We start from the raw sequence: 13,323 nt of genomic DNA, 5'->3' as shown, positions 1-13,323 counted from the left end.
GAGACGGCAGTTACTCTCCGACGTCGGTTTCGGCGCTCGTCAGCTCCGCGCTCAGATACTCGGCGAACGTCTCGGGGTGTTCGGCGTGTGGAAGTTGCGTCGCGTAATCGATGACGACCAGCTCGAGGTCGGCGGCCTCCGCGAGGTCCCGACCCTCACGCAGGGGAACGAGTTCGGCGTCCCGACCCCAGACGAGCGTCGTCGGGACCTCGAGTTCGGCCAGTTTGGTAGCGAGGTCGACGTCGGGGTCGAGCGTTCCGGCGACGAAGGAGGCAGGCGCGTACCGGGAACCCGGCTGATGAGCGCCCTTCCAGGCGTAGGCGACTTCGGTGTCGTCGATTGCTGCGGAATCGTAGTAGCCGTCCCGGTCGTAGAAGTACCGTATCGAAGGTTTGCTCGCGAGCAGGTTGTAGACCGTCGTGCCGACTATCGGCGTCCGAACGAGGGTGCGAAGCCACGGCCGTTCCGGCGCGGTCTCGTCGGTCGGGCAGATCAACACGAGTGCGGTCACGTCGGTTTCGCCCGCGGCATCGGCTGCGAACGAGCCGGTCAGCGACGAGGCGACGACGACGGGGTCGTCGGTGACGTCCGCCGCAAAATCCCGGACGAACTCCGCATACAGCGTCGGCGAGTAGACGAGTGGCGGCCGCTCCGACCGGGCGAATCCCGGGAGATCGACTGCGACGACGTGGTAATGTTCGGCGAGCCGTTCGAAGACTGGTTCGAACTCGTTGCTGCTCGCACCGGCGTGGATTCCGTGGAGCAAGAGCACATCCTGATCGTCGGGGTCGCCGGCGACGGTGTAGCGCACCTCGATCCCGCGCCATCGGAACGTCCGTTCGACGCCGGGAAGCGGGTTCTCGAGGTCGCCTGCGCGTTTCGCGAGAAGGCGGTTTCCGACCACGGCAGCGCCGACGGCACCAGCGGCTGCGCCGAGAAGCGTTCGAACTTTCATACGACGGCTGTTCGTCGGCGACGCTCTTAGATGTACGGTCGACCGATCGAAAACGGCGTTGACGACCTCGTCTCGCGCCCGGCATAGCCGACGCTCACGGCTCGCCTGAACCCTCGACGTCGAGTTCCTCGAGACAGCGTTCGACGGGATCGAGCAGTTCGTTCGCGATGGTGTACGGGTCGGTCTCGCCGCGACGGACGGCGTCGGCGAGTTCGTCGGTCCCGCCGGCGCGCTCGAGTTCGTCCTCGAGTATCGCGTGCACGTCCTCTCTGAGGAGGGTTCGAATCTCTTCCGCGTAGCGGTTTCGGGCCTTCGTAGCGCGTTCACCCGACTCCACGAGGTAGGTCCGATGGGCAGAGAGTTCGTCGACGAGCGCGTCGATCCCGTCGCCCGTCGTGGCGATAGTTTCGACGATCGGGGGCGTCCACTCCTCGACTGTTCCGTCGTCCACGGCAGTGCTCGAGTCGGTGTCGGTTCCGTGGCCGCCGCCGGTACCGGGACCGTGGTGGCCCGATGGATCGGAGCCGTGACCCTGGCCGCCGTCGTCGAGGCTGATCATCTCGCGCAGTTCCTGGACGGTCCGGTCGGCACCGTCACGGTCGGCTTTGTTGACGACGAACACGTCTGCGATCTCGAGGATGCCGGCTTTGAGCGTCTGAATTTCGTCGCCCGAACCGGGCGGGACGAGGACGGCAACCGTATCCGCAGTACGGACGACGTCGATCTCGTTTTGGCCCGCGCCGACGGTTTCGATGATGATCTTGTCCTTGCCGAACGCGTCCATCGCCTTGACGGCGTCGGCGGTCGCGGTCGAGAGTCCGCCGAGGGTCCCGCGGGCGCTCATCGAGCGGACGAAGACGTCCATGTCGCCGACCGTCGAGGCCATCCGAATCCGGTCGCCGAGGACGGCCCCGCCGGTAAACGGCGAGGAGGGATCGATAGCGACGATACCGACCGTCTCACCCCGCTCACGGTAGGTCTCGGCGAGTTTGTCGACGAGCGTCGACTTCCCTGCGCCGGGGCTTCCGGTGATCCCGATCACGTCGGCACCCCCGGTGTGTGCGTAGAGTTCGGAGACCAGCTCCCGATAGCCGGTCGATCGGTCCTCGATTCTCGAGATGACGCGAGCCAGCGCCCGATGCTTCCCTGCGAGGAGATTCTCGAGCAACGCGTCGTCGTCCGAATTCATCGTTCGGGTGCGTTCGTGCGGACGAACTCGACGGTTTCCTCGATCGACGTTCCCGGGCCGAAGATGGCCGCGACGCCCTCGTCGTAGAGGTCGTCTCGATCCTCCTCGGGGATGACACCGCCAACCAGGACCAGCGTGTCGGATTTGGCGTCGTACTCTTCGAGGCCGTTCATGACTTTCGGGACGAGCGTGTCGTGTGCACCCGAGAGAATGGAGATACCGAGGACGTCGACGTCCTCTTGAACTGCCGCCTGAACGATTTCGTCGGGCGCCTTGTGCAGTCCGGAGTAGATGACTTCGAACCCAGCGTCGCGGAAGGCGCGGGCGACCACGTGAGCCCCCCGATCGTGGCCGTCGAGTCCCACCTTCGCGACGAGACACCTGATCGCTCCCTGATCGTTGCTCATACACACAGTTTTACGGCCGTCTCTTTGACTCTAACGGAACTCCAGGTCCGTGAAAACATGTTTTCACCGTCGAAACCGATGAACCGACGGAGACTGTTAGATGTATTGACAGTCATCGACTCCGTCGGTATACCGAACCAAAGGCTAAAGAGCGAAACTACCGAACAATCAGTCAATGACTATCGTTCGTCTATTGCGGAGGGATCTCTCGTGGGCGTCGAAATAAAAGAAAACAGGGTACCCGATACCGAGTTCGAGGAGATGAAAGCGTTCGTCTTCGAGTACCTTGCGGCGAGCGTCGGGAAAGAAGAAGAAGGCGGCCGCATGCGGTGGTACCCGTGGCACTCCGCGGAGTATCGGCACAACCACATCCTCAACGTGGTCGATCTCGCCGAAGAGATCGCCCGGAAAGAAGGTGCCGACGCCGACGTCACCCGTGTCGCCGCGCTCTTTCACGACGTCGCCAAACTCGAGGCCGACCAGGAGCTCCACGCCGAGGCTGGCGCTCGCGTCGCCCGCGAGTACCTCGAGTCGCGTTCGGAGTACCCCGAGTCGTTCATCGACCAGGTGTGTCAGGCGATCGAACACCACTCCTACCAGGGCAACCTGAACGATCTCGCACTCGAGACGCAGTGTCTCATCGAGGCCGATCTGCTCGACAAGATCGGCGCCAACGGTACCGCGTTGATGTTGTTGCGGATGGGCTACGAGGCACGGACCCACATGGACGCAGACGAGATGATCGACCGCGTCCTCGAGCGCGGCTACGACGCGGCCTCGCGCGTTCGAAGCGATACCGCCGAGAGCATCGCCCACCAGCGGCTCAAACGCGTCAAGTGGTTCCGCGAGTGGCTCGAGGACGAGATCGCCGCTATGGGCTAACGCTTCGGCCACTCAGTCGACGCTCACGGTTGCCCCGGTTCGAGCGTCTCCGCCTATGTTGTTTCGACTGAGCGGTTCGCTCCTGGCTGGCGTGTCGGTACCGTGACCTGACGGAGTATCAGAAAGTACTTGCAGGCAGGCACTAGTTCGATACCCAACATGTATGCCGGGGACAATCTGAGTGACGCCTTCGACGTCACGAAACGGTATCTCAGTTCGCTCAGTGCGATCGGATGGCTCAAGATCGCACTGGTCGTTCTTCTCATCAGCGGTATCGAGCTCGGCTCGCAGCTGTTCGACGTCGATCCGACGATGGCGATCTACTCCGCCGAGGGGCCGATGGGGATTCCGATCGAGTACCTGCTCGGAGCCATCGGGCTCGCCGCCTTCGTCCTGTTCAGATATCTCTCCGCACTCTTCGAGTTCGTCTTTCTCGAGTCGCTGCGCTCGGAGGCGATTCACGTTCGCCGGTACGCTCGCGCGAACCTTCGACACGGACTGTGGCTGGTGTTGTTCCGTGCGGCGTTGTGGACCGCGTTGCTTCTGGCGATCGCGACCCCGGTTCTCCTGGCGCTTGTGTTCGGCGACGTCGGTGAGATCGGTGATCTCGCGCTTCCCCTCATCCTTTCGATTCTCTTCGTCGGCGTTTTCGGGTACGTCGTGTTGTGGGTCGTCTACACGCTGACGACGGCGTTCGTCGTTCCCGTAATGGCTCTCGAGGATCGCGGGCCGATCGGGGCCTGGCGAACCGTCGCAGCGACGATTCGGTCGAACGTCGGCGGGACCGCTGCGTTTCTCGCGGTCGCGTGGGTGATCGGATTCTGTCTGTGGGTGGTGTTCGCCATCGTCGGCTTTTTCGTCTCGATGATCGGCCTGCTCGTGTTCGGCCTTCCGTCGATGATGTTACTGGACGGCGACCAGAGCCTCGCGATTCTCGTCGGCGTAGCGGGGATCGTCGCCTACCTCGTCTACCTCTACATCAGGTCGTTCGTCGAAGCGCCGGTTCGAAGCTACGTCCGGTACTACGCGCTGTTGATCCTCGGCGACACCGACGGGAGCCTCGATCTGATCCCGGACCAACGCCGCGCGGTTCGGTCGGACCGCGGGACTTCGACAGGCGGTCGCACTCACGACGGCCACGCCGGCCGCCGCCGCACCGACGGTACGAGTAGCGACGACTCCACGTGGGGCAGCGATCGAACGGACGGAACCGACGGCGGTTCGCAGTGGTCGACGGATTCGTCTGGCCGAACGGACGACCCTGGCGAGACGCGATCCGACAGGTCGGGCACCGACGGCGATGGATCGGAGACCTGGAGCGGTCCGTCAACCTGGGAGGTGTCGTCCGGGTGGGACGAGGTGACCGATTCGAATCGATCGACCGGCGAAGCGGACGACTCGAGTGACGACTCGGACAGATAACCGCGGACGTCTCCGTATCACACGAGTCGAACCGCACCCATCGCGAGGAACACGAGTCCGAATCCGACCAGTACGACCCCGCTGAGCGCGGCGACCGCCGGTGCGAACGCGTCGACGCGGCGCCCCGCCGAGACCAGCGCGGCGGGGTAGGCGACGATCCAGACGGCGATCCCCGCGAAGAACCCGACCAGGAGCGTCGGGGATCCGGTCTGGACGACCAGTGTCCCCTCGAGGAGGTCGCCGACGGCGGGTGCGTACGCCAGGACATCGAGGTGTCCTGGCTCGAGGAGGCCGACGCCGACGGTGAGCCAGAAGCCGATCTGATACGGGTTCGACAGCGAGAGGACGAACGTCTTTCTGAAGCCGGTCGAGTCGGCGGAGCCGGCGTCGGTAAACGACGTAGCGGATCTGGCCTCGGCGAAAGCGCCAACGGCGAAGTACAGCATAAGGACGCCGCCGACCACGTAGAGGAGCGGCCGAACTGCAGGGTACGAATCGACGACGGCGACGACGCCGGCGAGTGCGAGCACGAAAAAGAGGACGTCGGCGAGCATCGCGCCGAGACCGGCACGAAACCCGGAAGACCATCCGCGAAGCACGCTCTCCTCGGCGATGATCGCGTTCATCGGTCCCGGTGGTGAGGCGAGAGCGAGACCGAAGACGATACCCGCAAGCGCAGTGACGACGACCACAGTGAATCGGTCGAGGTTCGGGGCCGAAACGTAAAAAAGTCGCCGTCTCGGCGACGGCGGTGGCTTTCCTCAGATCTCGACCGATACGTCGATCCGATACGCCGTTACTGAATTACGACGGCGCATCTCGCACTGCGCGATCGTGTGGTGTGCTTTTAGTTTTGGATTGCGTACGGTTACACGGAGCCGTGGATCCCTGTCACACGCTCCATGGCTCCGTCCCCATTATCACCCGTCATCGAGTCCGCTACGACTGTCCATCGAATCGCTACGTTCGAAACAGACCGTCGCGGCCCGGTTCCGACGACTAGTGTGTCGGAACTCACGATCGAACCGCTCGCGAACGACCCGTTCGCCTCTCGTACCAGTGAAGTCTTTGTAGCTCGTCACGAAGGATGTCGTATGAGCGGGGACCGACACGGCAACTGGTCTGGCCCACCGGATCGGCCGCGGGTCGATCGAGCCGCCCACCACGCGAATCGGCACGCCGGCCGAGACGTTTCCGTCGATGGCGTCGTGTCACGGGCGTCTTCTCCGAACGCCAATTGGGCCCCAAAACCAGGGAGAAATCCACGATGAAGCGACGAGAACTCGTCGCCGGCACCGCGAGTATCGGTGTACTCGCAGCTGGAGGCGGTGTCGTCCGGTGGGGTGTGCCGACGTTCGGTGGTGAGGATCGATCGTCGGACGACGATGAACCGGACGAAGACGATCAGGGTCCGCCGGAGATCAGCACGATCGACGCCCGTGGAAGCGACGCCGGCACCGTTACCGTCCCGAACGACGGCGTCACCGTCGCGATGTTCTTCGTCACTGGCTGTGGAAACTGTCAGGCACAGATGCCCCACCTCGCCGAGGCACGCGAGGCGCTCCTCGAGCGAGACGGCGACCGAGTGACCGTCCTCTCGATCACCTACCAGACTCCCGAAACCATGCCGGAAGCCGACCTTCGGGAGTGGTGGGCCGATCTGGGCGGAAACTGGTACGTGGGGTACGACTCCTCTCCGAGTCTCGCTGCCAGCTATGGCGTCGTCGGCTATCCGGCGACGATCGTCGTCGATGAAGCCGGCGACAAGCGGTGGCACGAAGTCGGCGTTCAGCCGTCTTCGGATATCGTCCAGGCGACCGAACCCGTCCTCGAGGGGGAGCCGACCGACTCCGATCGGTCGGCGAACGACAACGACGACGGCGGATAGCGGCGGTCTAACCCCGAGCTGATTGGTGAAACCGATGGCCGTCGTTCGGGTTCACCCATCGGCCGACGGGTGGAACTGTACTACTGGTGCTCGATACCACGACAGCGCGGACGAGGAAAAGGCCCATTAGCCGCCCGATACTTCTGTCGAACATGGGACTCGGAAGCACCGCAAAGAAGATCCAGGGACTCTCGGATCGAGCCGAGGCGATGTACAAGCAGGTACAGCAACTCCAAAAGCGGATCATCGGACTGGAAGAGGAGATGGACGACACCCACGAGACGGTCAAACGGCTCGATCATCAGCTCACCGAACAGCGGGCGCTGTTGGTCGCAATCGCCGAAGAACAGGGTCTCGACGGCGAACAGATCCTCGCCGACGCCGCGATCGACGAGGCCGAACTCGAGGCCGAACCCGACGACGAAGGCGACGCCGCTATCACGGAAGCCGAAGGTGAGAGCACGGAGGAATCGGACGCGGAAACAGCCACTTCTGCGGAGTAACACCAGGAACGACGCGATAGTCGTCTATCCGGCTGCCGTCGGCTCTCGTCGACAGCGGATTCTGCCGGTTACTGTCGCGTGATCGCCCTCGTCGCCGACTCGCCTTCTCGCTGTCGGCTAACTACCGGACTCACGCCCCGCCGTCATCTGCTCGGACGGATCGATTCTGTGCTCCCGGCCGTCGAAGACAACAGCAAGAGCTAACAATAGTGGCAACATTTGCCAGGACGATGACGACTCACGAGCGACCGTTGGATTCGGTACTCGAGACGATCGGACGGACGCCGCTCGTCCGCGTTCACGACGGTCCCGACGAAGTCCGCATATACGCGAAACTCGAGTCGTTCAATCCGGGCGCGAGCGTCAAAGACCGAATCGGCCGGTACATGCTCGAGCGAATGCTCGAGCGCGAGGAAATCTCTCCGGGCGGTACCGTTATCGAACCGACCGCGGGCAACACGGGGATCGGCCTCGCGATTGCCGCCCAGCAACTCGGGCTCGAGGCCATCTTCGTCGTCCCCGAGCGGTTCAGCGTCGAAAAACAACAGCTGATGGACGCACTGGGGGCCGAGATCATCAACACGCCGACCGACGCCGGTATGGGGGGAGCGATCGATCGCGCCCACGAGTTGGCCGCGGAGCTCGACGACGCCGTCGTTCCCCAGCAGTTTTCGAACCCGTTGAACACCGAAGCCCACTACGAGACGACCGCCCCCGAAATCTACGACGCACTCGACGGTGAGGTCGGCGCGGTCGTCGCCGGCTGTGGCACCGCAGGGACGCTCATGGGACTCGCTCGCTACGCCCTCGAGGTCCACGACGACACTCACGTCGGTGCCGTCGAACCCGACGGATCGCTCTACGGCGAACTCCTCGGTGACGACCGCGAGGAAGGCGAGTACAAAATCGAGGGGATCGGCACCCACGACACCGACACCAACGAACTGTTCGATCCCGGCCTCGTCGACGCCGTTTATTCGGTTTCGGACCGGGAGGCACACGACGAACTCCGACGGCTCGCCCGCGAGGAGGGACTCCTCGTCGCCTCGAGTGCTGCCGCCGCGAGCGTCGCCGCGAAACGGGTCGCCCGCTCGATCGCCGATGGCGAACTCGAGACGCCTCACGAGACGGTGGTCACCGTCTTTCCCGACTCGAGTGAGCGCTACCTCTCGAAGGAGATCTACCGATCGTTCGAGGCGTGGAGCACGTAGCGTGAGACGGTCTGGCGTCAGTCAGTTCCGGCGTGATCGCAGAACGGGTCGCGGTCGCACCGATACGTCGACACAGCACTCCGTACGAGCGGGCGCTCCGCGGGAGCGTGCCATCCCGGTGCGGGTCACTCGCCGGCTCCCGTGGAATCGATCGACGGCTCGACCGGCGACGCCGTGTCGTCGCCCTCCGACGTCGCACAGAGCGATCGTGCGTCACGAACGTCGAGTGCGTCGTCACGTTCGACCTCCCAGACCCGCAAAACGAGGTGAGCCTTGCAGTAGTACTCGACGACCTCCATGCCGGTGTTCCGGTTCTCGAGGACGAGTTGATACGTCCCGTCGTTCGAACAGCTCTCGAACCGGTTACACATGCGTATCGATACAACGTACACTTCTCCCGGGTAAGTCTCTGTCGGTGAACGGGTTCACGGTCGAATACCGTCGGCCTCCGGCAAACCAGTACGGGAGTTTCGCTACTCGCAGACGATGGGGGCTCGACTACTCGATCAGTTCGCGTGCGTTGTACCGCCACGTTCGAACGTGGAGGACGTCGAGATCGAGAAGACGAGCGACTTCCGCGGCGCTGATCGTCGCCAACCGCTCTGCCGAGATGATCCCGGCCTCGGCGAGTTCCTCCGCGTCGTCGGGGCCGACGCCTGCGACCGCCCGAACCGGCGTCGGACGTGGCCACGGTCGTTCCGTCTCCTCCTCGTCCGCCGATTCGATGGCACGAGACTTCGCGTGGTCGAACGCCTGCCACCCGTCGTCCTCACTCGCCGCGACCCAGGCGCGTTCGGCCTCGCCGAGTCCGCGCACTTCGTCCGACCGGCGATCCAGGTCGCCGTCCGTCTGGAACGACCACGGGAGTGAAAAGCGCCTTCGAAGCGTATCCGCGGTCGACTCGTCGACGCCGTCATCCAACAGTGTCCGATACGAACACTCCTTGGCCGCGACCGCGGCGGGATCGATACCAGCCGCCTCGAGGGCCTCCCGTTCGTCAGATTTGATCTCGGAGCCGCCGGGCGTTCGTTCGGCCTCGTCGGGATTACCAACGACCTGTTCGTCGTTCACGCGCGTCACCAATTACCGGTATCTCTCACCCTCCGGTCTTGAAACTTATCCTCGAGACCCCGTTCCGGGGAATTTCCCGACGGGTTCGGATCGGCCCCATCGATCGAGAGTCGTTCCGAGTTCGGAATCCGACAGTCTCCAGTACGTTTACGGACGTGACTGCGGAACTCGACCGTATGGTTCGAGAGCGAATCGATCGGATCGGCGTCGTCGGCGCGGGAACGATGGGCAGCGGAATCGCACAGGTCGCCGCCACTCACGACTTCGACGTCGTCCTGTGCGACGTCGAATCCGAACTCGTCGAGAGCGGTTTCGAGACCATCGAGGACAGCCTCGAGCGCCTCGCCACGAAGGGGGTACTCGAGGAGAAACCGGAGACGATTCGCGAGCGAATCGACGGCACGACCGACGTCGACGCGTTCGCGGATTGTGATCTAATACTCGAAGCCGTACTGGAGGATCTCGAGGTCAAAAAAGACGTCTTCGCCGACCTCGAGGCCGTCTGCGATTCGGATGTGATGCTCGCGACGAACACGAGTACGCTCTCGATCACGTCGATCGCGTCCGACCTCGACCGGCCCGAGCGGGTGATCGGACTCCACTTCATGAATCCCGTCCCGCTAATGGAGGGCGTCGAGGTCGTCGTCGGCGAGCGGACGACCGACGCGACGATCGACCTCGCCCACGAGATCGCCGCCGACCTCGAGAAGACGACCTGGGAGTCGGACGACAAACCCGGCTTCGTCACAAACCGAATTCTGATGCCGTGGATCAACGAGGGGATCCGGGTCTACGACGAGGGCGTCGCCTCGAAGGCGGATATCGACGCTGGCATGGAACTCGGAACGAACGTCCCGATGGGGCCGCTTACGCTCGCCGATCACATCGGACTCGACGTCTGCTTGCACGCCTCCGAGACCCTGTACGAAGAACTCGGGGACCGGTACAAACCCGCCTACCTCCTCAAACGGAAGGTCGAAGCCGGTGATCTCGGCAAAAAGACCGGACGCGGATTCTACGAGTACGAGTGATAGCGACTGACGTGGAAGACGGATGGTAGCGACCGACGTGACGAGACTCCGGACTCACTGATGGAGCGGTTCCTCTGCCATCTCGTTTCGAAGGTCGGCAAGTCGGTGGCGTGAGACTCCCTCCTCGAACTGCTGGAGGAGCGCGTACACCTCCGCTCGAGGGACTTTCACGTCACCTTCGCGGACGACGTCCTCCGGTCGCTCCCGGAGTTCGCGCATCGTTCCGACCGCGAGCAGGTAGGGAATCGCCCACGCGGAGAGGCGGTTCCCGTGTTGCTCCGGGACGACCTCGAGATAGCGCTGTGCGTCGTCGAGATAGGTCTCGGCGCGTCCGGTCACGCGGCGGATGACGTTCGTGACGCCGCTGTGGTTTTCCTCGTGGGTGACGCGTTCGATGTCGACGTCTTCCTCTGCGAGCCACTCGGCGGGGAGGTAGACGTTGTTCTCCTCGTGGTAATCGGAGTCGACGTCTTTGGCGATGTTCACGAGTTGCAAGAGCAACGCGAACGAGCGGGCGTTCGCACGCATCTCCTCGGCACGCTCGGGAGAGGCCCCGCGAGCGACGAGGCCAGTGATGAGCGTTCCGACGGTGCCGGCGGCGTACCAACAGTACTCCTCGAGTTCGTCGAGAGTCTGTAGACGCAGTCCGCCCTCGTCGGCGTAGCGGTCGGTAAACATGGCCATCCCGTCGACGAGTTCGCGAACCGGTTCGCGCATGATCTCGCGGGGCTCCTCCTCGAGGGATTCGAACGTGCGCAGGACCCGCGGCGTGTGAGCGACGACCTCCCAGTCGTCGGTGCGTGCCTCGCCCCTGGGGATCCAGGGCTTGACGTCGTCCATGAACGTCTCGACCGACTGATCCGCGTCGGGATCGAGCAGTCGGTCGTACGTCTCGAGCAGGTCGGTCTGGTCCCCCGGGGGGATGTGTCCCGCGTCCTCGATAGTGTCCGCGACACGACAGAGAAGATATCCGATACAGATGTGTCTCGCCATCGGCTCCTCGAGCCGATCGATCGTAATCGAGAAGGTCCGCGAAACGCCGTGTACCGCGTCGTAACACCACTCTAGGTCGGCGTCGGTTGTGAATTCGGGCTGGCCGGTGGTCATCTACTCGATGCTACTTTGGGGGCTTCCCAGAAAAATATCGTGGTCGCGGCGTAATGTTCCGCTCGCTGAATTGATCGCTAAAATTATGCGCTCGTGTGAGACGACTTATACGGATTGCTATCCCGATCTGTTGGCGCGACCACGACCTCTGAGGCGGGTACACCGGCACTGACGGACAGGGGAAGACGAAGGGGCCCAGTACCGAGCGGTACGACTCGAGCGTCCCGATACGCAATTCGACTCCTTTAGGAACCAGTAGGGCAAAGACTCGCGACAGTACGAATGACCGTAAACGGGATCCACCCATCCGGTGTCGCCGCTGTCGCTTCTGTTGGTTTTCGTCGACCGACCGGTGATCCGAGATGACCGTCGGCGTCGTCGGTGCCGGGATCTCCGGACTGACGGTCGTTCACGAACTCGAGAACCGAGGCGAGGACGTTCTCGCGTACGAAGCCCGCGACGAGCCAGGTGGGATCATGCGAAGCCGCCGCGTCGACGGTCGCGTCGTCGAACTGGGGCCACAGCGGCTTCGGCTGACCCCTGGCATCGACTCCCTCATCGATGACCTCGAGCTTCGCGACCAGCTTCGGTTCGGCGACGACGACCAGCCGCTCTATCTCTACTACGACGGCGAGTTGCGCGTCGTGCCGCTGTCCGTCCGCGAGGCGCTGACCACGAACCTGCTCAGCCTGCGCGGAAAACTCCGGATCCTGAAGGAGCCGTTCACCGACCCAGCACGGCCGGGGGAAACTGTCGACGAGTTTCTCGTCCGCAAGTTCGGCCCGCAGGCCGCCCGTCGCTTCTTCGGCCCGCTGTACAGCGGTCTGTACGGAACCGAGACCCATGAGATGCCGATGCAGTACTCGCTCGGCCGCGTCCTCGAGAAGCGGGGGATCGACGGCAGCATCCTCCTCTGGATCGTTCGAAAGCTACTCTCCGGCAGCGAGACGCCGCCGATGTGTACGTTCGACGACGGGCTGGGCGAACTCCCCAGACGACTGTACGAGGTCCACAGGGGTTCGATCTGCCTCGAGACGCCGGTCACGGAAATACGGAACTGCGAGCGCGAGGACGGCTTCGAACTCGTCACCGAGAACGACACCGCTGTCGTCGACGACGTCGTCCTGACCACGCCCGCCGGAACGAGTGCCGACCTCCTCGAGTCAGTCGACTCGCCGCTCGCAGCGACGCTCGACCGATTCAACTACAACCCGATCGCGGTCGTGTTCCTCGAGTCGGCGTTCGACCGCGAGGGGATCGGGGCCCTCGTGCCGTCGACGGAGCCGAGTCAGATCAGCGGCCTCACCTGGAACGCGAGTTTCCTCGATCGCGATGGGGTGTTCACCTGCTACATCGATCCTGGACGGTACCCCGACCTGACCGACGCCAGCGACGACGAACTCGCCACCGTCGCAGCGACTGAGTTCGAGCACATCACCGGCGCGGACGCGACGCCCCTCGACGTCCACGTCTGGACGCCCGGTATGCCAGCGTACGACCACTCGTGGACGGCGATGGACGACCTCGAGTTACCTGACGGAATCCACCTCTGTGCGAACTACGTCGGCCGCGCGGGGATTCCCGGTCGGATCCGAAACGGCACCCGTCTCGCAGACACGCTCGCGGGCGGCGAGTAAGGGGTACGGAGCAGGGGAAC

At 63.7% G+C, this 13,323-nt stretch carries 14 protein-coding genes; 7 read left to right on the top strand and 7 right to left on the bottom strand.

The window, feature by feature from the left end:
• Positions 1 to 10: 10 nt before the first annotated feature.
• The 3 genes from GRS80_RS04990 to GRS80_RS04980 form a co-directional block, all read right to left on the bottom strand.
• Positions 11 to 955 (bottom strand): alpha/beta hydrolase, encoded by a 945-nt coding sequence (locus GRS80_RS04990; protein WP_160046610.1) that lies wholly within the window; start codon positions 953 to 955, stop codon positions 11 to 13.
• Between the two features lie 94 nt (positions 956 to 1,049).
• Positions 1,050 to 2,144, bottom strand: a complete 1,095-nt coding sequence (gene meaB, locus GRS80_RS04985; protein ID WP_160046609.1) for a methylmalonyl Co-A mutase-associated GTPase MeaB — start codon at positions 2,142 to 2,144, stop codon at positions 1,050 to 1,052.
• Complete coding sequence (locus tag GRS80_RS04980) at positions 2,141 to 2,551, bottom strand: cobalamin B12-binding domain-containing protein (RefSeq protein WP_149080103.1); 411 nt, start codon at positions 2,549 to 2,551, stop codon at positions 2,141 to 2,143. Before GRS80_RS04980 ends, meaB begins: the two co-directional genes overlap by 4 nt.
• Positions 2,552 to 2,761: 210 nt before the next feature.
• Here GRS80_RS04980 and GRS80_RS04975 point away from each other — a divergent pair, with 210 nt between their 5' ends.
• Both GRS80_RS04975 and GRS80_RS04970 read left to right on the top strand, forming a co-directional pair.
• Positions 2,762 to 3,433, top strand: a complete 672-nt coding sequence (locus GRS80_RS04975) for an HD domain-containing protein (RefSeq protein WP_343161457.1) — start codon at positions 2,762 to 2,764, stop codon at positions 3,431 to 3,433.
• Between the two features lie 159 nt (positions 3,434 to 3,592).
• Entirely contained in the window at positions 3,593 to 4,855 is a 1,263-nt protein-coding gene (locus tag GRS80_RS04970; RefSeq protein ID WP_160046608.1) for a hypothetical protein, read from the top strand.
• Between the two features lie 17 nt (positions 4,856 to 4,872).
• On the opposite strand, the gene GRS80_RS04965 is transcribed toward GRS80_RS04970, so the two are convergent.
• Positions 4,873 to 5,547: a LysE family transporter gene (locus GRS80_RS04965; protein ID WP_343161456.1), complete on the bottom strand. Its 675-nt coding sequence runs from the start codon at positions 5,545 to 5,547 to the stop codon at positions 4,873 to 4,875.
• A 575-nt stretch (positions 5,548 to 6,122) separates the two neighbouring features.
• Between GRS80_RS04965 and GRS80_RS04960 the strand changes: the two genes are divergently transcribed.
• From GRS80_RS04960 to GRS80_RS04950, 3 genes are all read left to right on the top strand, one after another.
• Entirely contained in the window at positions 6,123 to 6,743 is a 621-nt protein-coding gene (locus GRS80_RS04960) for a TlpA disulfide reductase family protein (protein ID WP_160046607.1), read from the top strand.
• A 152-nt stretch (positions 6,744 to 6,895) separates the two neighbouring features.
• Positions 6,896 to 7,246 (top strand): DUF5798 family protein, encoded by a 351-nt coding sequence (locus GRS80_RS04955; RefSeq protein ID WP_160046606.1) that lies wholly within the window; start codon positions 6,896 to 6,898, stop codon positions 7,244 to 7,246.
• Positions 7,247 to 7,476: 230 nt separating this feature from the next.
• Complete coding sequence (locus GRS80_RS04950) at positions 7,477 to 8,457, top strand: PLP-dependent cysteine synthase family protein (RefSeq protein ID WP_160046605.1); 981 nt, start codon at positions 7,477 to 7,479, stop codon at positions 8,455 to 8,457.
• Between the two features lie 125 nt (positions 8,458 to 8,582).
• Here the strand turns inward: GRS80_RS04950 and GRS80_RS04945 are convergent, their stop codons facing one another.
• A complete protein-coding gene (locus tag GRS80_RS04945) occupies positions 8,583 to 8,828 on the bottom strand; it encodes a hypothetical protein (RefSeq protein WP_160046604.1) in 246 nt (81 codons plus the stop codon).
• Positions 8,829 to 8,955: 127 nt separating this feature from the next.
• Complete coding sequence (locus GRS80_RS04940) at positions 8,956 to 9,537, bottom strand: hypothetical protein (protein ID WP_343161455.1); 582 nt, start codon at positions 9,535 to 9,537, stop codon at positions 8,956 to 8,958.
• A gap of 167 nt (positions 9,538 to 9,704) precedes the next feature.
• Here GRS80_RS04940 and GRS80_RS04935 point away from each other — a divergent pair, with 167 nt between their 5' ends.
• Entirely contained in the window at positions 9,705 to 10,559 is an 855-nt protein-coding gene (locus GRS80_RS04935) for a 3-hydroxyacyl-CoA dehydrogenase NAD-binding domain-containing protein (protein WP_160046602.1), read from the top strand.
• Between the two features lie 54 nt (positions 10,560 to 10,613).
• Here the strand turns inward: GRS80_RS04935 and GRS80_RS04930 are convergent, their stop codons facing one another.
• Complete coding sequence (locus GRS80_RS04930; protein WP_160046601.1) at positions 10,614 to 11,666, bottom strand: phytoene/squalene synthase family protein; 1,053 nt, start codon at positions 11,664 to 11,666, stop codon at positions 10,614 to 10,616.
• A 362-nt stretch (positions 11,667 to 12,028) separates the two neighbouring features.
• On the opposite strand from GRS80_RS04930, the gene hemG reads away from it, so the two are divergent.
• Positions 12,029 to 13,303 (top strand): protoporphyrinogen oxidase, encoded by a 1,275-nt coding sequence (hemG, locus tag GRS80_RS04925; protein WP_160046600.1) that lies wholly within the window; start codon positions 12,029 to 12,031, stop codon positions 13,301 to 13,303.
• Positions 13,304 to 13,323 lie beyond the last annotated feature (20 nt).

The sequence above is a fragment of the Natrialba sp. INN-245 genome (genome assembly GCF_009807105.1).
Taxonomy (GTDB): Archaea; Halobacteriota; Halobacteria; order Halobacteriales; family Natrialbaceae; genus Natrarchaeobius; species Natrarchaeobius swarupiae.
This window is presented reverse-complemented; position numbering and strand designations above follow the sequence as displayed.

Bases quoted from the DNA above. Each gene is read 5' to 3' on its own strand.
- meaB (WP_160046609.1), bottom strand. From the start codon at position 2,144: ATGAATTCGGACGACGACGCGTTGCTCGAGAATCTCCTCGCAGGGAAG.
- GRS80_RS04930 (WP_160046601.1), bottom strand. From the start codon at position 11,666: ATGACCACCGGCCAGCCCGAATTCACAACCGACGCCGACCTAGAGTGG.
- GRS80_RS04970 (WP_160046608.1), top strand. From the start codon at position 3,593: ATGTATGCCGGGGACAATCTGAGTGACGCCTTCGACGTCACGAAACGG.
- GRS80_RS04960 (WP_160046607.1), top strand. From the start codon at position 6,123: ATGAAGCGACGAGAACTCGTCGCCGGCACCGCGAGTATCGGTGTACTC.
- GRS80_RS04980 (WP_149080103.1), bottom strand. From the start codon at position 2,551: ATGAGCAACGATCAGGGAGCGATCAGGTGTCTCGTCGCGAAGGTGGGA.
- GRS80_RS04955 (WP_160046606.1), top strand. From the start codon at position 6,896: ATGGGACTCGGAAGCACCGCAAAGAAGATCCAGGGACTCTCGGATCGA.
- GRS80_RS04990 (WP_160046610.1), bottom strand. From the start codon at position 955: ATGAAAGTTCGAACGCTTCTCGGCGCAGCCGCTGGTGCCGTCGGCGCT.
- GRS80_RS04945 (WP_160046604.1), bottom strand. From the start codon at position 8,828: ATGTGTAACCGGTTCGAGAGCTGTTCGAACGACGGGACGTATCAACTC.
- GRS80_RS04935 (WP_160046602.1), top strand. From the start codon at position 9,705: ATGGTTCGAGAGCGAATCGATCGGATCGGCGTCGTCGGCGCGGGAACG.
- hemG (WP_160046600.1), top strand. From the start codon at position 12,029: ATGACCGTCGGCGTCGTCGGTGCCGGGATCTCCGGACTGACGGTCGTT.
- GRS80_RS04950 (WP_160046605.1), top strand. From the start codon at position 7,477: ATGACGACTCACGAGCGACCGTTGGATTCGGTACTCGAGACGATCGGA.